Source organism: Streptomyces sp. NPDC040589 (assembly GCF_055594445.1).
This window is the reverse complement of sequence record NZ_JBVIWP010000002.1, coordinates 645,722-665,544: the sequence shown is the minus strand read 5'-3', so window position 1 is coordinate 665,544 and position 19,823 is coordinate 645,722. Positions and strand designations below refer to the sequence as shown.

The window sequence follows — 19,823 nt, the reverse complement described above, 5'->3', positions numbered from 1 at the left end:
GCGAAGCACCTCTTCACAGGGGCGTGGGACCGTTTCGATCCGCGGCTCCGGCGCGCGGGCGCGACCAGCCACAACGGTCCCACAGCTCCCCACGGCCTCCCCGGCGAAGCCGTCAGCGACGACCGTTCTTCGGGTCGGCCAGGCCCGCGCGGCGCAACGCGTCGGCCATCGCGCTGTTGGCGGGCGGCGGCGCCTGACGCGAACCACCGCCACCACCACGGCCGCCGCCACCGCCACGCCCGCCCTGCCGCTGCTGCGGCGGACGCCCGCCCCGCTGCCGACGCTCGCCGGAGCCGCCGCCCTGGCCCTCCTGCTGGGCCGCCTCGTCGTCCAGCCGCAGCGTCAGCGAGATCCGCTTGCGCGGGATGTCGACGTCGAGGACCTTCACCTTGACGATGTCCCCGGGCTTCACCACGTCCCGCGGGTCCTTGACGAACGTCTTCGACATCGCCGAGACGTGCACCAGGCCGTCCTGGTGCACGCCGACGTCCACGAACGCCCCGAAGGCGGCGACGTTCGTCACGACGCCCTCCAGGACCATCCCGGCCGACAGGTCGGAGATCTTCTCCACGCCCTCCTGGAAGGCGGCCGTCTTGAAGCCCGGACGCGGGTCGCGGCCAGGCTTCTCCAGCTCCTTCAGGATGTCGGTGACGGTCGGCAGACCGAACGTCTCGTCCACGAAGTCCTGCGGCTTCAGCGAGCGCAGCGCACCGGTGTTGCCGATGAGCGCGGCGACCTCCTGGCCGCTGGTCTTCACCATGCGCCGCACGACCGGGTAGGCCTCCGGGTGCACGCTGGACGAGTCCAGCGGGTCGTCACCGCCGCGGATCCGCAGGAAGCCCGCACACTGCTCGTACGCCTTGGGGCCGAGCCGCGCCACCTTCTTCAGCCCGCCCCGGGACGTGAACGGCCCGTTGGCGTCCCGGTGCGCCACGATGTTCTCCGCGAGCCCGGAGGTGATGCCCGAGACCCGGGCGAGCAGCGGGGCCGACGCCGTGTTGACGTCCACGCCCACGCCGTTCACACAGTCCTCCACCACCGCGTCCAGCGAACGCGACAGCTTCAGCTCGGACAGGTCGTGCTGGTACTGGCCGACACCGATCGACTTCGGGTCGATCTTCACCAGCTCGGCCAGGGGGTCCTGCAGCCGGCGCGCGATCGACACGGCGCCGCGCAGCGACACGTCCATGTCGGGCAGCTCCTGCGAGGCGAACGCGGACGCCGAGTACACGGACGCGCCGGCCTCGGACACCATCACCTTCGTGAGCTTCAGCTCCGGGTGCTTGGTGATCAGCTCCCCGGCGAGCTTGTCGGTCTCGCGGGACGCCGTGCCGTTGCCGATGGCGACCAGCTCGACCGCGTGCTCCTTCGCGAGCCGGGCCAGCTTGGCGACGGCCTCGTCCCACCGGTTGGCCGGGACGTGCGGGTGGATGACGTCCGTGGCGACGACCTTGCCGGTGGCGTCCACCACGGCGACCTTCACACCCGTACGGAAGCCGGGGTCCAGCCCGAGCGTCGCGCGCGTGCCCGCCGGGGCCGCGAGCAGCAGGTCGCGCAGGTTCGCCGCGAAGACCCGCACGGCCTCGTCCTCGGCGGCCGTGCGCAGCCGCAGCCGCAGGTCGATTCCGAGGTGCACGAGGACGCGGGTGCGCCACGCCCAGCGGACCGTGTCCTTCAGCCACTTGTCCCCGGGGCGGCCCCGGTCGGCGATCCCGAACCGGTTCGCGATGATCCCCTCGTAGGACGACGGGCCGTCCGTGGCCTCCTCGGGCTCCAGGGCCAGTTCGAGGACGTCCTCCTTCTCGCCGCGCAGCATGGCCAGCACGCGGTGCGAGGGGAGCTCGGTGAACGGCTCGGCGAAGTCGAAGTAGTCGGCGAACTTCGCCCCCGCCTCCTCCTTGCCGTCCCGCACCTTGGCGGCCAGTCGCCCGCGCACCCACATGCGCTCGCGCAGCTCGCCGATCAGGTCGGCGTCCTCCGAGAACCGCTCGGTGAGGATCGCCCGGGCGCCGTCGAGGGCGGCCTGGGGATCGGCCACGCCCTTGTCGGCGTCGACGAACGCGGCCGCCGCGGCGAGGGGCTCGACGCCCGGATCACCGAGCAGCCCCTCCGCCAGCGGCTCGAGACCCGCCTCGCGGGCGATCTGCGCCTTGGTGCGCCGCTTGGGCTTGTACGGGAGGTAGATGTCCTCCAGGCGCGCCTTCGTCTCGGCGCCCCGGATCCGTGCCTCCAGCTCCTCGGTGAGCTTGCCCTGCTCGCGCACCGATTCCAGGATCGCCGCCCGCCGCTCCTCCAGCTCCCGCAGATAGCGCAGCCGCTCCTCGACGGTGCGCAGCTGCGCGTCGTCGAGCATCTCGGTCGCTTCCTTGCGGTAGCGAGCGATGAAGGGCACCGTAGAACCGCCGTCGAGCAGTTCCACGGCGGCCCTGACCTGCCGCTCCCGTACGCCGAGCTCCTCGGCGATCCTGCCTTCGATGGACCCTACGTTGATGGACCCGTTGGACCCGGGTGTCGTCACGATCCCGTACCGCCTTCTCCACTGAGGTTGCGCGGCAATTGTGGCAGGTGACACCGACACTCGGGGGCCAGGGCGGTACCCCCGGCAGGTCGCCGGCGGCCCCCCCCGGTCAGGCCCTGCGGCTGCGGGTGGCGGACGAGGCCCCGCCGAAGAGCCGGGCCAGGGCCCGGAAGGGCAGGGTCACGACGGTGGCGATGGCGCCGCCGATCTGGCGCAGCACGTCTGCGATAGCACGGAACACGGTGATTCCCCTTTCCTCTCCCGACCGCACTGATCGGGAGAGACCGGGTACCTCATCGACGCCTCACCATGCGTCACAGCAGGACACCCATGCAGGGGCAGGGGTGCGGGCAGCCCTCAGCCCTTGCCGATCAGATCCGCCGGAAAGGCCCCGGCCACGAACGCGGCCTGCGCGAAACCGGCGCCCAGCTCGGTCAGCCGGGCCACGCCCTCCGGGCCCAGGTGCTCGTACGGCGCCCGGTCGAGCCGGTCCGTCTCCCGCTCGATCTCCTCGCGCAGGGCGACACCCCGCTCGGAGAGTTCCCCGGCCGTGTCCAGCAGCCCGCGCTCGCGCAGCCGGTCCGTCGCCGCGTCCCAGTCCTCCTGGCTCCAGCCCCGAGTGGTGAACACCCACTTCGGCGCCATGCCCTTGCCCGTCGCCGTGTGGGTCACCATCGCCTCGAGGCCGTCCAGCCCCGCGGACATCAGCGCGGCCAGGTGCCCGTCGCCCCGGTGCTCGCGCAGCAGGGTCGCCGCGTGCCAGTACGCGAGGTGCGGCTCCTCGGGGACGGGCAGGTCGGCATGGGCGGCGTACAGCGGCCGCGCGCCGCGCGAACAGGCCTCGGTGGCGCGCAGCGCGAGCCGCGCTGCCTCGGCCATCTCCGCCGACGCCAGGGCCTCTTCGCCCAGCAGACGGCGCAGGGTCGCGTCGACCGCACGGAAGCGTGCCGCCAGCACCTGGCCCGGTGCGGCGCTCTCCCACACCGCCGGCACATGCCGGGCCACGAGCTCGTACTTGTAGTTGTAGAAGGCCGCCGTCACCGCGCCGGGCCCGACCGGTCCGAGGGCGGCGGCCCGCACGGCGAAGTTCACGGCGTGCGGATGGGTGATCCCGGCAGCGCCCACTTCCCGTCCCAGGTCCGGCGAGAAGTAGTGCGTCGCGTGCAGGGAGTTGAGCACGTTCTGGCAGCGGCGGCCGGCGAGCGGCTCAAGGGCGGCAGTCGTCATGCCCGGCAGGTTACCAACCGCTTGGTATGCCCTCCACGGCCGCACTTCCCCTCCCACGTCTCATGGCAGGAAAGGTGGGAAACTCGTCATTGCGGCCACACTCCGCGCCCGCGAAGAATCAAGGCCATGGCCCAGCGCACCGTTCTCGCCGTCCTCTTCGACGGCGTGCAGAGTCTCGACGTCACGGGGCCCGTGGAGGTCTTCGCGGGCGCGGAGCTGCTCTCCCCGGGGACGTACCGCATCGGCACGGCCTCCCCGGACGGCGCGCCCGTGCGGACCACCAGCGGTCTGACCCTCGTGCCCGACGAGTCCCTGGACGGCGCGTCCGACCCGCACACCCTTCTCGTCCCCGGCGGTCCGGGCTCCCTGAACCCCGACCCGCGCCTGGTCGACTGGGTGCGCGAGCACGGGCCGCGTGCCGTGCGTCTGGTCTCCGTGTGCACCGGTGCGGCCGTGCTCGCCGAGGCCGGTCTCCTGGACGGCCGCCGCGCCACGACCCACTGGGCGTACTGCGACCGGCTGGCCCGCGACCACCCGGCCGTCGAGATCGACCCCGACCCCGTCTACGTACGCGACGGGCACATCGCCACCTCGGCCGGAGTCACCGCCGGCATCGATCTCGCCCTGGCCCTGGTCGAGGAGGACCTGGGCCGGGACGCCGCCCTGGCCATCGCCCGCCACCTGGTGGTCTTCCTGCGCCGCCCGGGAAACCAGGCCCAGTTCAGCGCCCAGCTCGAAGCCCAGACCGCTCACCGCGAGCCCCTCCGGGACGTCCAGCGGTTCATCACCGAACGCCCGGCCGCCGACCTCTGCGTGGAGGCACTCGCCGCCCGCGCCCGCCTGTCGCCCCGCCACTTCGCCCGCGCCTTCCGGGACGAGACCGGTATGACGCCCGGGCGGTACGTGGACCGGGTCCGTCTCGAACACGCCCGCCGTCTCCTGGAGGACACCACCGACGGCATCGAGGAGATCTCCCGCACCAGCGGCTACGGCACCCCCGAGGCCATGCGCCGAGCCTTCGTCAAAGCCCTCGGGACACCCCCGGCCGAGTACCGCCGCCGCTTCCGCCCCGCGACCACGCCCTGAGTCCCGTCACATCGACTCGATCGCCTGGAACCGCCGAAAGGAACCCCGTATGCAGATCGCCATCGTCCTCTACGACCGCTTCACCGCCCTCGACGCCGTCGGCCCCTACGAGACCCTCGGCCGCCTCCCGGACGCGGAGACCGTGTTCGTCGCCGAGCGGACCGGCCCCGTACGGAACGAGACGGGGAACCTCGCGCTCACCGCCGACCGGGCCCTGGCCGACGTGCCGAACCCCGACATCATCGTCGTCCCCGGCGGCCCGGGCCAGGAGTCGCTGATGGCGCACGAGCCGCTCCTGGACTGGCTGCGCGCCGCCGATGCCGGCAGCACCTGGACGACGTCCGTGTGCACCGGCTCCCTGCTGCTCGCCGCGGCCGGACTCCTCCGGGGCCGCCGCGCGACCTCCCACTGGCTGACCCTGGAGGAACTGAAGCGCTTCGGCGCCGAGCCCACGGGGGAGCGGGTCGTCACCGACGGCAAGTACGTCACCGCGGCCGGAGTCTCCTCCGGCATCGACATGGGACTGACCCTCCTCGGCCGGATCGCGGGCGACGACCACGCCCGGATGGTCCAGCTCGCCACCGAGTACGACCCACAGCCGCCCTACGACGCCGGATCGCCCGAGAAGGCCCCCGCGCACGTCGTCGAACTGCTCCGGTCGCACGCCGACGTCATGCTGACGTAGGCACGCTCCAGCCGAACCGCGGCTGCCTGCGCTCCAGGAACGCGGCGACGCCCTCCGCGGTGTCGCCGCTCGCGCGCGCCTGCCCGGCCCAGTGCGCGTCCCGGTCCGTACCGCCGTTCGCGAACTCCTTCGCCGCCGCCTGTGTCAGCTGCGAACGGGACACCAGGATCCGGGTGAACTCGACGACCCGCTTGCCGAGTTCGCCCGCGGGCAGCACCTCGTCGGCCAGACCGGTGCGCAGCGCCCGCTCCGTGTCGATCAGCTCGCCGGAGAACAGCAGGTACTTGGCGGTGGCCGGACCCACCAGGGACACCAGCCGCATGGTCGAGGTCGCCGGGTAGACGATGCCGAGCTTCGCGGGCGTCACGCCGAACAGCGCGCCCTCCTCGGCGAACCGCAGATCACAGGCCGCCGCCAGCTGAGCCCCGCCGCCCACACAGTGCCCGCGTACCGCGGCCAGCGTCGGCTTCGGGAACGCGGCGAGCGCCTCCTCGGCCCGCACGGCAAGACCCTGGGCCTCCTCCGGCGAGCCCCGGAGCGTCGAGATGTCGGCCCCGGCGCAGAACGTCCCGCCCTCGCCGGTGAGCACCAGCGCCCGCACGGCCGGATCGCCGGCCAGCCCCTCCAGCAGCGGCGGCAGCGAGCGCCACATCGCGGCCGTCATGGCGTTGCGCTTCTCCGGATGGCGGATGACGACCGTCGCGACCGAGTCGGTCACGCTGTACAACAACTGCGGCTCCATGCGCCGGATGCTATCCGGAAGGCAAACCCGTACAACCCGAATAGTTCGCCGAGATGGCACAACAGGGACAGGACCAGTCCCACAACTGACCGTGTCATACGCCAACGGTCAGAAGTGCTCGATACTTGCTGACTTCTGTTCAGGCATGGGGTGCGGAGCGCATCGTTACCAACACTCGAGACGTGGCGACAATCGAGCGCGAGGGTGGCGACCGGACGATGGACGACGAGGGGCGTGGGTCCGGCCCACGTCCACAGGGCGGCGCGGTGCCCCTCGGGCCCGCGGACCCGCTGCCGTACGAGGGGGTCTGGCGGTTCACCGCGCCGGCCATCGACGCCTCGGTCCCGCAGGCGCGGCACGCCGTACGGGACCTGCTGATGCGTCAGGGCGTGCCGGTCTCGGACGACCTGGCCCAGGGGCTGCTGCTGATCGTCTCCGAGCTGGTGACGAACGCCGTGAAGCACGCGGCCGTGCTGTCGCCGACGGTCGCCGTCGAGGTGGCCGTCGGGGCGGAATGGCTGCGTGTGTCCGTGGAGGACAACCACCCGTACCGGCCCACCGCCCTGGAGGCCGACCACGGCCGGACCGGCGGCCGCGGGCTGCTCCTGGTGCGCGAGATCACCCGGGAGGCGGGCGGCAGGTGTGAGGTCGAATACACCGCGAGCGGCGGCAAGGTGATCTGGGCCGCCCTGCCGCTCAAGCCCGCACACTTCTCCTAGGTTCCGCCGCCCGGGCCGTCGTCACCAGCCGGCCGAGTCTCCGGTCAGCTCCCTGATCGCCGGCCGGGCCGCGTCCAGGACGGTCATGAACCAGGACGAGAAGGTGTCCTTGGCATGCCGCTCGGACAGCTCGGGCGGGGTCACGAACGCCGTCGACGCCACCTCCTCCGGATCCGGCCGCAGCACGGCCTGCACCATGCCGACGAAGAGGTGGTTGTACTCCTGCTCCACCAGACCGGACTCCGGGTCCGGGTGGTTGTAGCGGACCGTGCCCGCCTCGGCCAGCAGGGACGGGGAGGCGCCGAGTTCCTCGAAGGTCCGCCGCGCCGCCGCCGCGAAGGGCGCCTCGCCGGGGTAGGGGTGGCCGCAGCAGGTGTTGGACCACACACCGGGGGAGTGGTACTTGCCCAGCGCGCGCTGCTGGAGCAGCAGCCGGCCGTACTCGTCGAAGAGGAACACGGAGAACGCGCGGTGCAGCTGTCCGGGTGGCTGGTGGGCGGCGAGCTTCTCCGCGGTGCCGATCGTCACGCCGTCCTCGTCGACCAGTTCCAGCAAAATCGCGTCTGCGGTGCCGTTCGACGGGTTGTGCGTCGCGGTGGCAGGTGTGATCGGCATACCCATCCTTCACATCGGTCTTCGCGCCCCAAGTCTGCCGTACGAATCCGGCACTCCCGGCACTTCGCGGCGTGCCCGCATGTCCCCGCGCGGCAGTGCGGAGTGCGGACGGCGCCGCTCGACGCCCGAAGAGGGACCCAGGAGCAGATCGTGCCCGGCGCGATGGGCCGAAAATCGTCCCCGCCGGTGCGGGGAGGGGCAGGGCGTGGGCGTGCGCCGTAGCGCTGCGTCCCCCGGCGCACTCAGATCGGAATGCGCCCCACCAGCCCCGGACACCTCATCAGCCACGCGTCAGTGACAGAGGTGCGCCTCGTGCTCCGCGTGCCCGGTCGGCTCCAGCTGGAAGGTGCAGTGCTCCACGTCGAAGTGGTCACCGAGGCAGCCCTGCAACTCGTGGAGCATCTTCTCGTGGCCTATGGCGTTCAGCGCCTCCGAGCTGACGACCACATGCGCCGAGAGCACCGGCATGCCCGAGGTGATCGTCCAGGCGTGCAGGTCATGAACGTCCTCCACCCCGTCGGTCGCCAGGATGTGGGCCCGTACCTCCGCCATGTCGACACCCTTGGGCGCAGCCTCCAGCAGGACGTCGAGCGTCTCGCGCAGCAGCCTCCAGGTGCGCGGCGCGATCATCAGGGCGATGACGAGCGAGGCGATCGGGTCGGCGGCCTGCCAGCCGGTGAGCATGATCACAGCGGCTGAGACGATCACCGTGACCGAGCCCAGCGCGTCTGCCGCCACCTCCAGGAACGCGCCGCGCACGTTCAGGCTCTCCTTCTGGCCGCGCATCAGCAGCGCAAGCGACACCAGATTCCCGACCAGGCCGATCACACCGAACACGAGGGCGAGCCGGCCCTCGGTGTCCGCCGGCGTGATGAAGCGCTGGACCGACTCGTACACGACGTAGCCGCCGGCTCCGAGCAGCAGCAGACAGTTGGCCAGGGCGGCGAGGATCTCGGCGCGGGCGTAGCCGAAGGTGGCCCGGTCGCTCGGCGGGCGGTTCGCGAAGTGGATCGCGAGCAGCGCCATGCCCAGGCCCAGCGCGTCCGTCGCCATGTGCGCCGAGTCCGCGACGAGCGCGAGCGAGTCGGCGAGGGTGCCACCGACGATCTGGACGACCACGATGCCGAGCGTGATCGCCAGCGCGCCCCGCAGCCTGCCGCGGTACGCCGAGGTCGCCGTACCGCCGGCCGCCGCGCCGTGCGCGTGCCCGTGATCGTGCCCAGCCCCCATGAAAGCCGCCTCCTGTGTCTGCCCGATGTCTGTCCGCTCGTGCCCGGGCACCCCAGTGAACTACGGGGAGGGGGTATGTGCAACGCGGCACTGAACACCGTTGTCATGTGCCCTGACCTGCGGAAACGATGCGCAGGTCAGGGCACCCTCAGCGCGTCAGGAGCCGTGGTGCAGCTGCCAGCCGCGCCACGCCGACTCGGTCATCTCGCGCACCCCGCGCCGCGCGGTCCAGCCGAGTTCCTCGGCCGCCCGAGTCGCCGAGGCCACCGCCCGCGGGGCGTCCCCGGGGCGGCGCTCCTCGACGAGCGGGGGCCGCCGGTCGCCGGTGACCTCGCCGATGACCGTGACGAGCTCACGCACCGAGACACCCTCGCCGCGGCCGATGTTGACCGTCAGATCGCCCGAGACGTCCCCGCCGGTGAGCCGCCGGGCCGCCGCGAGATGCGCCTCGGCCAGGTCGGCGACGTGAATGTAGTCGCGAATGCAGGTCCCGTCCGGGGTCGGGTAGTCGTCGCCGAAGATCCTCGGCGCCTCGTCGCGCGTCAGCCGGTCGAAGACCATCGGGACGATGTTGAAGACACCCGTGTCCGCCAGCTCCGGTGCCGCCGCGCCCGCCACGTTGAAGTAGCGCAGACATACGGTGGAGATCCCGTGTGCCCGTCCCGCCGCCCGCACCAGCCACTCACCGGTGAGCTTGGTCTCGCCGTACGGGTTCACCGGCGCGCAGGGCGTGTCCTCCGTGATGAGGTCCACACCCGGGTCGCCGTACACGGCCGCCGACGAGGAGAACACGAAGCGCTCGACGCCGGCCCCGGCGACCGCGTCCAGCAGGGTCGCCAGGCCCCCGACGTTCTCCCGGTAGTACCGCGTCGGCTGGGCGACGGACTCGGCGACCTGCTTGCGCGCCGCGAGATGCACCACACCCGTCACACCGTGCTCGGCGAACACTCGTTTCAGCAGCTCACCGTCGAGCGACGACCCCTCCACGAGCGGGACGTCGCCGGGCAGCCGCGCGGGCACCCCGGCCGAGAGGTCGTCCAGCGCGATGACGCGCTCCCCGGCCTCGGTCATGGCCCGCGCCACATGTGCTCCGATGTAGCCGGCCCCGCCTGTGATCAGCCAAGTCATGGTCGCCCACCCTATGCCGCCACGACCGGGCACCACGCAATGTCCCCGATGTCCCGTCTGGGGGGCGCGGTTTGTGGGGCGGGCCCCGGATCCACGATGATGATCGCGGCAAAGGCTTGTGCGAACCACGTTGATCGATCTGCCGAACAGGCGGTGAACGTGGCCTTCCCGGTATCCGATAGCCTCTGCCGACATGCCGCCCGGGAGCCACCGGAGCGGGCGCCCCCACCCAGCACAGCACTGGCGCGGCCGCGTCGGTACCAGGGAGTGAATTCGGTTGTCGACCGCCATCCTCACCGGTCAGCCGGTGCCCGGATCGTCCATCGAGGCCGATCTGCGGTCCCTCGGTTTCGACGTGCGGAGCGCGGCCGACACCGCCGAGGCCGAGACCCTGCTCGCCGCGGTGCCCGGCGAGGAACGGGTCGCCCTGGTCGACGCCCGGTTCGTGGGGCATGTGCACGCACTGCGGCTCGGCCTCACCGACCCCCGCTTCCCGCTCACCGGGATCCCCGGCGCCGTCACCGCCCAGCCCGCCGGCCGCCAGGCCCTCACCCGGGCGATGGCCCGCGAGAACTCCGCGGTCGGCGGCACCACCCTGGTAGACAGCCTCGCCGACCGCATCCTCACCGCCCTGGACACCGACGGCACCGAGGTGCACCGCCCCGAGCTGGGCAGCCTCGTCGCCGCCGTCCCCGCCGACTCGCAGGCCCGCAACGAGGCACGGCAGGCCCTGACGGCCGTCGACGACGAGGCCGTACGCCTGAAGTCGGCCGTGAAGTCCCGCGACGGCTTCTTCACCACCTACTGCATCAGCCCGTACTCCCGCTACATCGCCCGCTGGTGCGCCCGCCGCGGCCTGACCCCGAACCAGGTCACCACCGCCTCGCTCATCACCGCCCTCATAGCGGCGGCCTGCGCGGCCACCGGCACCCGCGGCGGCTTCGTGGCGGCCGGCGTCCTGCTGATCGCGTCCTTCGTGCTGGACTGCGTCGACGGCCAGATCGCCCGCTACTCCCTGCAGTACTCCACGCTCGGCGCCTGGCTCGATGCCACCTTCGACCGGGCCAAGGAGTACGCCTACTACGCCGGCCTCGCCCTCGGAGCCGCCCGCGGCGGAGGCCATGACGATGTATGGGCCCTCGCGCTCGGCGCCATGGTCCTGCAGACCTGCCGGCACGTCGTGGACTTCTCCTTCAACGAGGCCAACCACGACGCCACCGCCAACACCAGCCCCACCGCCGCCCTCTCCGGCAAGCTCGACAGCGTCGGCTGGACGGTCTGGGTGCGCCGCATGATCGTCCTGCCCATCGGCGAGCGCTGGGCGATGATCGCGGTCCTCACGGCGGCCACGACTCCTCGCATCACCTTCTACGCGCTGCTCATCGGCTGCGCCTTCGCGGCGACCTACACCACGGCGGGCCGGGTGCTGCGCTCCCTGACCCGCAAGGCCCGGCGGACCGACCGGGCGGCGCAGGCGCTGGCCGACCTCGCGGACAGCGGGCCGCTCGCCCAGGGCCTCGCGGAGGCGCTCAAGAAGCCCGCCCGCGGGCTGCCGGGCTTCACGGCCCCCGTCGTCGCCCTCCTCGGCGGCCTCGCCGTCGTCCTCACGGCCGCCCTGACCGGCTTCGGCGGACCGTGGGCGATCGTCGCCGCCGTCGTCTACGCCCTGACCTCGGGCCTCGCCGTGGCCCGCCCCCTCAAGGGCGCTCTCGACTGGCTGGTCCCGCCGCTCTTTCGCGCCGCGGAATACGGCACGGTCCTCGTCCTCGCGGCCAAGGCGGACGTGAACGGAGCCCTTCCTGCGGCTTTCGGGCTGGTGGCCGCGGTCGCCTACCATCACTACGACACGGTGTACCGCATCCGCGGCAACGCCGGAGCGCCCCCGGCCTGGCTGGTGCGTTCCATCGGGGGGCACGAAGGACGGACGCTGCTCGTCACCGTCCTCGCCGCGCTGCTCACCGCCTCGCAGTTCGCTGTCGCGCTCACGGTCCTCGCCGTGGGCGTGGCCCTGGTGGTGCTCCTGGAGAGCATCCGCTTCTGGGTGGCTGCCCACAAGGGTGGCGCGCCCGCCGTACACGATGAAGGAGAACCCGCATGATCGGCCTCGTGCTGGCGGCCGGCGCCGGACGGCGTCTGCGCCCCTACACCGACAGCCTTCCCAAGGCTCTGGTGCCGGTGGGTCCTGCGGGCATAGAGGGCGAACCGACGGTTCTCGACCTGACCCTCGCCAACTTCGCCGAGGTCGGCCTCACCGAGGTCGGCATCATCGTCGGCTACCGCAAGGAGGCCGTGTACGCGCGCAAGGAGGCGCTGGAGCAGAAGTACGGCGTCAAGCTCACCCTCATCGACAACGACAAGGCCGAGGAGTGGAACAACGCCTACTCCCTGTGGTGCGGGCGTGACGCCCTCAAGGACGGGGTGATCCTCGCCAACGGCGACACCGTCCACCCGGTCTCCGTCGAGAAGACGCTGCTCGCCGCCCGCGGCGACGGCAAGAAGATCATCCTCGCCCTGGACACGGTCAAGGACCTGGCCGACGAGGAGATGAAGGTCGTCGTCGACCCCGAGAAGGGCATGACGAAGATCACCAAGCTGATGGACCCCGCCGAGGCCACCGGCGAGTACATCGGCGTCACCCTCATCGAGGGCGACGCGGCCCCCGAGCTGGCCGACGCGCTCAAGACCGTGTGGGAGACCGACCCGCAGCAGTTCTACGAGCACGGCTACCAGGAGCTCGTGAACCGCGGCTTCCGTATCGACGTGGCGCCGATCGGCGACGTCAAGTGGGTGGAGATCGACAACCACGACGATCTCGCCCGCGGACGGGAGATCGCGTGCCAGTACTGACCCGGCTCATCCCCTCCCCGCTCGTCGTGGACATCCGCCCGGGTGCCCTCGACGACCTGGCCTGCGTCCTCGCCGACGAGCGCATCTCGCACTCCGGCCGCCTCGCCGTCGCCGTCAGCGGCGGCTCCGGCGCCAGGCTGCGCGAGCGCATCTCGCCGAGCATGCCCGGCGCCACCTGGTACGAGGTCGGCGGCGGCACCCTCGACGACGCGGTCCGGCTGGCGAGCGACATAAAGGCCGGCCACTTCGACGCGGTCGTGGGGCTCGGCGGCGGCAAGATCATCGACTGCGCCAAGTTCGCCGCGGCGCGCGTCGGCCTGCCGCTGGTCGCCGTCCCCACGAACCTCGCGCACGACGGCCTGTGCTCGCCGGTCGCCACCCTCGACAACGACGCGGGCCGCGGCTCGTACGGCGTGCCGAACCCGATCGCGGTCGTCATCGACCTGGACGTCATCCGTGAGGCCCCGGTACGTTTCGTCCGCGCCGGCATCGGTGACGCCGTCTCCAACATCTCGGCGATCGCCGACTGGGAGCTGGCCAACCGCGTCAAGGGCGAGCGCATCGACGGCCTCGCCGCGGCCATGGCCCGCCAGGCGGGCGAGGCCGTGCTCCGGCACCCCGGCGGCATCGGCGACAACGACTTCCTCCAGGTGCTCGCCGAGGCGCTGGTCCTCAGCGGCATCGCCATGTCGGTGTCGGGCGACTCACGGCCGTCCTCCGGGGCGTGCCACGAGATCAACCACGCCTTCGACCTGCTCTACCCGAAGCGGGCCGCCGCCCACGGCGAGCAGTGCGGACTGGGCGCGGCCTTCGCGATGTGGCTGCGCGGAGCCCACGAGGAGTCGGCGTACATGGCCCAGGTGCTGCGCCGGCACGGGCTGCCCGTGCTGCCGGACGAGATCGGCTTCACGACGGACGAGTTCGTCAAGGCCGTCGAGTTCGCCCCGGAGACCCGGCCCGGCCGCTACACCATCCTCGAACACCTCGACCTGAACACCGAACAGATCAAGGACATCTACGCCGACTATGTCAAGGCCATCGGTAGCTGAACTACGCCCCGTCGTTCACCCCGCGGGGGTGAAGGACCGGCGCAGCGGTGAGCACTGGATGGGACGCCTCTACATGCGTGAGGTGTCCCTTCGGGTCGACCGTTACCTGGTCAACACCAGGGTCACGCCCAACCAGCTCACCTACCTGATGACCGTCTTCGGTGTGCTCGCGGCCCCGGCCCTGCTGGTGCCGGGGATCGCGGGCGCGGTGCTCGGCGTCGTCATGGTCCAGATGTATCTCCTGCTGGACTGCGTCGACGGCGAGATCGCGCGCTGGAAGAAGCAGTACTCGCTCAACGGCGTCTACCTCGACCGGGTGGGCGCCTACCTCACCGACGCCGCGGTGCTCGTCGGCTTCGGCCTGCGCGCCGCCGACCTGTGGGGCAGCGGCCGGATCGACTGGCTGTGGGCCTTCCTCGGCACCCTGGCCGCCCTCGGCGCCATCCTGATCAAGGCCGAGACCGACCTCGTCGGCGTCGCCCGGCACCAGGCCGGAAAGCCGCCGGTCCAGGAGACCGCCTCCGAGATGCGCTCCTCCGGCATGGCGCTGGCCCGCAAGGCCGCCGGCGCCCTGAAGTTCCACCGGCTGATCCTCGGCATCGAGGCGTCCCTGCTGATCCTGGTCCTGGCGATCGTCGACCAGGCCCGCGGCGACCTCTTCTTCTCCCGGCTCGGCGTGGCGGTGCTGGCCGGCATCGCGCTGGTGCAGACCCTGCTGCACCTCGTGTCCATCCTCGCTTCGAGCAGGCTGAAGTGAGCGGCATGAAGGTCGGCGCGGTCATCATCACCATGGGCAACCGCCCCGACGAACTGCGCGCCCTCCTCGACTCGGTCGCCAAGCAGGACGGCGACCCGGTCGAGGTGGTCGTCGTCGGCAACGGCTCGCCCGTCCCGGACGTCCCCGAGGGCGTCCGCACCATCGAGCTGCCCGAGAACCTCGGCATCCCCGGCGGCCGCAACGTCGGCATCGAGGCCTTCGGCCCGGCCGGCCGGGACGTCGACATCCTGCTGTTCCTGGACGACGACGGACTGCTCGCGAGCCACGACACCGCCGCGCTGTGCCGGAAGGCCTTCGAGGCCGACCCGAAGCTCGGCATCGTGAGTTTTCGCATAGCCGACCCGGAGACCGGCGTCACCCAGCGCCGCCACGTGCCCCGGCTGCGCGCCGCCGACCCGATGCGCTCCTCGCGCGTCACCACGTTCCTCGGCGGAGCCAACGCCGTCCGCACCCGGGTCTTCGCCGACGTCGGCGGGCTTCCGGACGAGTTCTTCTACGCCCACGAGGAAACCGACCTGGCATGGCGGGCCCTCGACGCGGGCTGGATGATCGACTACCGGTCCGACATGGTGCTGTACCACCCGACGACCGCGCCCTCGCGGCACGCGGTCTACCACCGCATGGTCGCCCGCAACCGCGTCTGGCTGGCCCGCAGAAACCTCCCCGCGCCGCTCGTCCCGGTCTATCTCGGCGTGTGGCTGCTGCTCACCCTCGTACGCCGCCCCAGCCGCCTCGCCCTGCGGGCCTGGTTCGGCGGATTCCGCGAAGGCTGGACGACCCCGTGCGGACCCCGCCGGCCCATGAAGTGGCGTACGGTGTGGCGGCTGACCCGACTGGGCCGGCCCCCCGTCATCTGACAAGCTCGTATCCGGGAGTATCCGGGAGCACCCGGGCCGTACCCTGGCCCCCGGCTCATGCAGGCCCGCACAGGCCACGCATCTCGAAGACGAAAGTTTCCACTAGTGAGTGAGACAACGCACGATGCCCCGGTCGCGGTGAGCGCGTCCGCGGCGCCCGACGAGGGACTCTCGGCGAGGGAGCTCGCCGAGAAGCACGGGCTGAGCGTCAGCGGCGCCCGGCCGTCCCTCATCGAGTACGTCCGTCAGCTCTGGGACCGGCGGCACTTCATCCTCGCCTTCTCCCGCGCGAAGCTGACCGCCCAGTACAGCCAGGCCAAGCTCGGCCAGCTGTGGCAGGTGGCCACACCGCTGCTGAACGCGGCCGTGTACTTCTTCATCTTCGGCCTGCTCCTGGAGGCCGACCGGGGCATGTCCCGCGAGGTCTACATCCCGTTCCTGGTGACGGGCGTGTTCGTGTTCACCTTCACGCAGAGCTCGGTGATGGCGGGCGTGCGCGCGATCTCCGGCAACCTCGGCCTGGTCCGCGCCCTGCACTTCCCGCGGGCCTCGCTGCCGATCTCGTTCGCGCTGCAGCAGCTCCAGCAGCTGCTGTTCTCGATGATCGTGCTGTTCGCCATCACGATCGGCTTCGGCCACTACCCCGACCTGTCCTGGCTGCTGATCGTGCCGGTGCTCCTCCTGCAGTTCTGCTTCAACACCGGCCTCGCGCTGATCATGGCCCGGGCGGGTGCCAAGACCCCGGACCTCGCGCAGCTGATGCCGTTCGTGATGCGGACGTGGATGTACGCGTCCGGGGTGATGTTCTCCATCCCGATCTTCCTCGAGTCGAAGCCGGCCTGGATCTCGAACGTCCTGCAGTGGAACCCGGCCGCGATCTACATGGATCTGATGCGCTTCTCCCTCATCGACGACTACGGCTCCAAGTACCTCCCCGACCATGTGTGGGCGGCCGCGGGCGGCTGGGCCGTGCTCTTCGCCCTCGGCGGCTTCGTGTACTTCTGGAAGGCGGAGGAGAGGTACGGCCGTGGCTGAGCAGATGCAGGACGCGAGGATCCCCACCGTCGTCGCGGACGACCTCCACATCGTCTACCGCGTCAACGGCGCCAAGTCCGGAAAGGGCAGCGCCACCGCCGCCCTCAGCCGCATCCTGAAGCGGGGCTCCGACGACGCGGCGCGGGGCGTGCGCAAGGTGCACGCCGTACGCGGCGTCTCCTTCGTGGCGTACCGCGGCGAGGCCATCGGCCTGATCGGCTCCAACGGCTCCGGCAAGTCGACCCTGCTGCGTGCCATCGCCGGTCTGCTGCCCGCCGAGCAGGGCAAGGTCTACACCGACGGCCAGCCCTCGCTGCTCGGCGTCAACGCGGCCCTGATGAACGACCTCACCGGCGAGCGGAACGTCATATTGGGCGGGCTCGCCATGGGCATGTCCCGCGAGGAGATCAAGGACCGCTACCAGCAGATCGTCGACTTCTCCGGCATCAACGAGAAGGGCGACTTCATCACCCTGCCCATGCGCACCTACTCCTCCGGCATGGCGGCCCGGCTCCGCTTCTCCATCGCCGCGGCCAAGGACCACGACGTCCTGATGATCGACGAGGCCCTGGCCACCGGCGACCGCAAGTTCCAGAAGCGCTCCGAGGACCGCATCCGGGAGCTGCGCAAGGAAGCCGGCACCGTGTTTCTGGTCAGTCACAACAACAAGTCGATCCGCGACACCTGCGACCGCGTCCTGTGGCTGGAGCGCGGTGAGCTGCGGATGGACGGCCCGACCGACGAGGTGCTCAAGGAGTACGAGAAGTTCACCGGTAAGTAGCCCGGATCGGCCAGGGCCCCGCCGCAACTGTTCCGGCGGGGCCCCGCGTCTGCAAAGGAAACGTCAACTCCGGTCCATCTCAGGAAGCTTGGGGCCAATCGGTGTGTTCTCGTGATGTGCGGGACACCCTGGCGGACCGCGACACGTTGTACAACGTAAGCTGTACAGGTCCCGAAACACGGCAATCAGGGCGATAATGCGCGACACCGCCCGTCGGGCAGTCGTGCGGACGGCTGGGCGGCGTGTCCGAAATAGTGTGTATTGGGTCGGCAGTGTAGAACGGGAGATGTGACGGCAATGGCTACGGATACTCCCCAGCTCCACGCAGCACGTGCCGTCCCCGCGCCGGGTAGCCGGCGGTGACGGGAACCGGCACGGCGCGCGCGCTCGACCCGGAGCGCGGCACCCTCGACAAGGCCGCGGGCGAGAACTTCCCCGTGGCCCCCTTCTTCCTGCCCCGGGTCTGGCGCGCCGACCTCATGGCCGTCTACGGCTTCGCCCGCCTGGTCGACGACATCGGCGACGGCGATCTGGCCCCCGGTGGTGCCGACGCCCGGCTGCTCGGCGTGTCCCCGCAGGACGCCGAGGACCGGCTGGTCCTGCTGGACGCCTTCGAGGCCGACCTGCGCAGGGTCTTCGAGTCGACCCCGCGCCACCCCCTGCTGCGCCGCCTCCAGCCGACCGTCCGCCGCTGTTCGCTGACCCCGGAGCCGTTCCTCGGCCTGATCGCCGCCAACCGCCAGGACCAGCTGGTCACCCGGTACGAGACCTACGACGACCTCCTCGCCTACTGCGAGCTCTCCGCCAACCCCGTCGGCCGTCTCGTCCTCTCCGTCACCGGCACCTCGACGCCCGAGCGGATCCGCCGCTCCGACATGATCTGCACGGCCCTGCAGATCGTCGAGCACCTCCAGGACGTGGCCGAGGACCTCGGCCGCGACCGTATCTACCTGCCCGCCGCAGACATGAAGCGTTTTCACGTCCAGGAGGCGGACCTCGCCACGAAATCTGCCGGAGCGTCGGTCCGTGCGCTGATTGCGTATGAAGCGCAAAGGGCCCGGGATCTCCTGAATGAAGGCGCCCCCCTGGTGGGTAGCGTCCACGGCAGGTTGAAGCTGCTGCTCGCAGGGTTCGTGGCAGGGGGAAGGGCGGCCGTCCACGCGATCGCCGCCGCCGAATACGACGTACTTCCCGGCCCGCCCGAGCCCGGCAAGGTCCGGTTGCTGCGTGAGGTGGGCGTGACTCTGCGAGGAGAGGGGTGATCCGGACCGTGGAGTCGGAACCACACGCGTCCCCACCGGTACTCGCCGCCTACAGCTACTGCGAGGCCGTCACCGGGCGGCAGGCCCGTAACTTCGCCTACGGCATCCGGCTGCTGCCGACGCCTCAGCGCCGTGCGATGTCGGCGCTGTACGCGTTCTCGCGGCGGGTCGACGACATCGGCGACGGCGCGCTCGCCCACGATGTCAAGGTCGCCAGGATGGAGGAGACCCGGGCGCTGCTCACCCGGATCCGTGAGGACGAGGTCGACGAGGACGACATTGACCCCGTCGCCGTCGCGCTCACCCACGCGGCCGGGGCCTTCCCGATCCCGCTGGGCGGCCTGGACGAGCTCATCGACGGCGTCCTGATGGACGTCCGCGGCGAGACGTACGAGACCTGGGACGACCTGAAGGTCTACTGCCGCTGTGTCGCGGGCGCCATCGGGCGCCTCTCGCTCGGTGTGTTCGGCACGGAGCCGGGGGCGCGCGGCGTTGACCGCGCGCCCGAGTATGCCGACACGCTCGGTCTCGCGCTGCAGCTCACCAACATCCTCAGAGACGTGCGCGAGGACGCCGTGGGCGGGCGTACGTATCTGCCGGCCGACGACCTCGCCAAGTTCGGCTGCTCGGCCGGCTTCAGCGGGCATCGGCCACCGGAGGGCTCCGACTTCGCGGGCCTCGTGCACTTCGAAGTGCGACGGGCCCGCGCTCTGTTCGCCGAGGGCTACCGGCTGCTCCCCATGCTCGACCGGCGCAGCGGCGCCTGTGTCGCCGCCATGGCCGGCATCTACCGCCGCCTCCTCGACCGCATCGAGCGCGACCCGGAGGCCGTGCTGCGCGGCCGCGTCTCCCTCCCCGGCCGGGAGAAGGCCTACGTCGCCGTACGCGGCCTGTCCGGCCTGGACGCCCGGCATGTGACGCGACGGGCCGTCAGGAGGCGTGCGTGACGAGCGAACGGGGCCAGGAGGAGACCACCGACGACGAGGCACACACCTGCCGCGCGGGGCCGACGGGGTCGCCCGCGCGCGCTCGGCACACCTGCCGGGGGACCCGCGGCGGGCCGGACACCATCTGCGCCGTCACGGCGCGCGGTCCGCATGCCTGCAGGGAGGCCCGCTACGGGTCGGGCAGCTTCGGCGTCACGGCGTGTGCCCCGGTTGTCTGCAGGGAGGCCGGCTTCGGGTTGGACAGCATTCGCGTCGCGGCGTGCGGCCTGTTTGTCTGCAGGGAGGCCGGCTTCGGGTTGGGCAGCTTCGGCGTCACG

The 19,823-nt window shown here is 71.4% G+C and carries 20 protein-coding genes; 13 read left to right on the top strand and 7 right to left on the bottom strand.

Annotated features, from left to right (window positions below; all coding sequences use genetic code 11):
* Nucleotides 1-112: 112 nt before the first annotated feature.
* The 3 genes from ACZ58V_RS10020 to ACZ58V_RS10010 form a co-directional block, all read right to left on the bottom strand.
* The gene (locus tag ACZ58V_RS10020; protein ID WP_468184418.1) at nt 113-2,518 is read right to left on the bottom strand and encodes a Tex family protein; all 2,406 of its coding nucleotides are present in this window, start codon (nt 2,516-2,518) and stop codon (nt 113-115) included.
* Between the two features lie 109 nt (nt 2,519-2,627).
* Nucleotides 2,628-2,759, bottom strand: coding sequence for an LPFR motif small protein (locus ACZ58V_RS10015; protein ID WP_276327110.1), 132 nt, complete (start codon nt 2,757-2,759; stop codon nt 2,628-2,630).
* A gap of 116 nt (nt 2,760-2,875) precedes the next feature.
* A complete protein-coding gene (locus ACZ58V_RS10010) occupies nt 2,876-3,745 on the bottom strand; it encodes an SCO6745 family protein (RefSeq protein ID WP_471289382.1) in 870 nt (289 codons plus the stop codon).
* 126 nt (nt 3,746-3,871) lie between these two features.
* Between ACZ58V_RS10010 and ACZ58V_RS10005 the strand changes: the two genes are divergently transcribed.
* Both ACZ58V_RS10005 and ACZ58V_RS10000 read left to right on the top strand, forming a co-directional pair.
* Nucleotides 3,872-4,831, top strand: a complete 960-nt coding sequence (locus tag ACZ58V_RS10005) for a GlxA family transcriptional regulator (RefSeq protein WP_471289381.1) — start codon at nt 3,872-3,874, stop codon at nt 4,829-4,831.
* A gap of 49 nt (nt 4,832-4,880) precedes the next feature.
* Complete coding sequence (locus ACZ58V_RS10000; protein ID WP_471289379.1) at nt 4,881-5,516, top strand: DJ-1/PfpI family protein; 636 nt, start codon at nt 4,881-4,883, stop codon at nt 5,514-5,516.
* On the opposite strand, the gene ACZ58V_RS09995 is transcribed toward ACZ58V_RS10000, so the two are convergent.
* A complete protein-coding gene (locus ACZ58V_RS09995) occupies nt 5,503-6,258 on the bottom strand; it encodes an enoyl-CoA hydratase/isomerase family protein (RefSeq protein WP_468184429.1) in 756 nt (251 codons plus the stop codon). The genes ACZ58V_RS10000 and ACZ58V_RS09995 overlap by 14 nt on opposite strands.
* A 218-nt stretch (nt 6,259-6,476) precedes the next feature.
* Between ACZ58V_RS09995 and ACZ58V_RS09990 the strand changes: the two genes are divergently transcribed.
* On the top strand, nt 6,477-6,977 hold the full coding sequence (locus tag ACZ58V_RS09990; protein WP_468186107.1) for an ATP-binding protein: 501 nt from the start codon (nt 6,477-6,479) through the stop codon (nt 6,975-6,977).
* A 21-nt stretch (nt 6,978-6,998) separates the two neighbouring features.
* Here ACZ58V_RS09990 and idi read toward each other — a convergent pair whose 3' ends face one another.
* From idi to galE, 3 genes are all read right to left on the bottom strand, one after another.
* Nucleotides 6,999-7,592 (bottom strand): isopentenyl-diphosphate Delta-isomerase, encoded by a 594-nt coding sequence (gene idi, locus ACZ58V_RS09985; RefSeq protein ID WP_468184432.1) that lies wholly within the window; start codon nt 7,590-7,592, stop codon nt 6,999-7,001.
* Nucleotides 7,593-7,883: 291 nt separating this feature from the next.
* A complete protein-coding gene (locus tag ACZ58V_RS09980; protein ID WP_471289377.1) occupies nt 7,884-8,822 on the bottom strand; it encodes a cation diffusion facilitator family transporter in 939 nt (312 codons plus the stop codon).
* Nucleotides 8,823-8,978: 156 nt separating this feature from the next.
* Nucleotides 8,979-9,950 carry a UDP-glucose 4-epimerase GalE gene (gene galE / locus ACZ58V_RS09975; RefSeq protein ID WP_468184436.1) on the bottom strand — a complete coding sequence of 324 codons (972 nt, stop codon included), beginning with the start codon at nt 9,948-9,950 and terminating at the stop codon, nt 8,979-8,981.
* Nucleotides 9,951-10,227: 277 nt separating this feature from the next.
* On the opposite strand from galE, the gene ACZ58V_RS09970 reads away from it, so the two are divergent.
* The 10 genes from ACZ58V_RS09970 to ACZ58V_RS09925 all read left to right on the top strand — a co-directional run.
* Nucleotides 10,228-12,048: a DUF5941 domain-containing protein gene (locus tag ACZ58V_RS09970; RefSeq protein WP_468184439.1), complete on the top strand. Its 1,821-nt coding sequence runs from the start codon at nt 10,228-10,230 to the stop codon at nt 12,046-12,048.
* Complete coding sequence (locus ACZ58V_RS09965; protein ID WP_468184441.1) at nt 12,045-12,797, top strand: phosphocholine cytidylyltransferase family protein; 753 nt, start codon at nt 12,045-12,047, stop codon at nt 12,795-12,797. The genes ACZ58V_RS09970 and ACZ58V_RS09965 overlap by 4 nt, the downstream gene beginning before the upstream one ends.
* On the top strand, nt 12,785-13,846 hold the full coding sequence (locus ACZ58V_RS09960; protein ID WP_468184444.1) for an iron-containing alcohol dehydrogenase family protein: 1,062 nt from the start codon (nt 12,785-12,787) through the stop codon (nt 13,844-13,846). Before ACZ58V_RS09965 ends, ACZ58V_RS09960 begins: the two co-directional genes overlap by 13 nt.
* Nucleotides 13,824-14,603: a CDP-alcohol phosphatidyltransferase family protein gene (locus ACZ58V_RS09955; RefSeq protein ID WP_189726014.1), complete on the top strand. Its 780-nt coding sequence runs from the start codon at nt 13,824-13,826 to the stop codon at nt 14,601-14,603. Before ACZ58V_RS09960 ends, ACZ58V_RS09955 begins: the two co-directional genes overlap by 23 nt.
* Before the next feature lie 5 nt (nt 14,604-14,608).
* A complete protein-coding gene (locus ACZ58V_RS09950) occupies nt 14,609-15,481 on the top strand; it encodes a glycosyltransferase family 2 protein (RefSeq protein ID WP_468186110.1) in 873 nt (290 codons plus the stop codon).
* A gap of 105 nt (nt 15,482-15,586) precedes the next feature.
* Nucleotides 15,587-16,516 carry an ABC transporter permease gene (locus tag ACZ58V_RS09945; RefSeq protein ID WP_468184446.1) on the top strand — a complete coding sequence of 310 codons (930 nt, stop codon included), beginning with the start codon at nt 15,587-15,589 and terminating at the stop codon, nt 16,514-16,516.
* Between the two features lie 4 nt (nt 16,517-16,520).
* Nucleotides 16,521-17,297, top strand: coding sequence for an ABC transporter ATP-binding protein (locus ACZ58V_RS09940; RefSeq protein WP_468186113.1), 777 nt, complete (start codon nt 16,521-16,523; stop codon nt 17,295-17,297).
* A 359-nt stretch (nt 17,298-17,656) separates the two neighbouring features.
* Nucleotides 17,657-18,559 (top strand): squalene synthase HpnC, encoded by a 903-nt coding sequence (gene hpnC / locus ACZ58V_RS09935; protein WP_468184449.1) that lies wholly within the window; start codon nt 17,657-17,659, stop codon nt 18,557-18,559.
* Nucleotides 18,556-19,506, top strand: coding sequence for a presqualene diphosphate synthase HpnD (gene hpnD, locus ACZ58V_RS09930; protein WP_468184451.1), 951 nt, complete (start codon nt 18,556-18,558; stop codon nt 19,504-19,506). The genes hpnC and hpnD overlap by 4 nt, the downstream gene beginning before the upstream one ends.
* A partial coding sequence (locus tag ACZ58V_RS09925) for a hypothetical protein (protein WP_471289372.1) occupies nt 19,503-19,823 on the top strand: 321 nt, incomplete at its 3' end. The genes hpnD and ACZ58V_RS09925, both read left to right, overlap by 4 nt.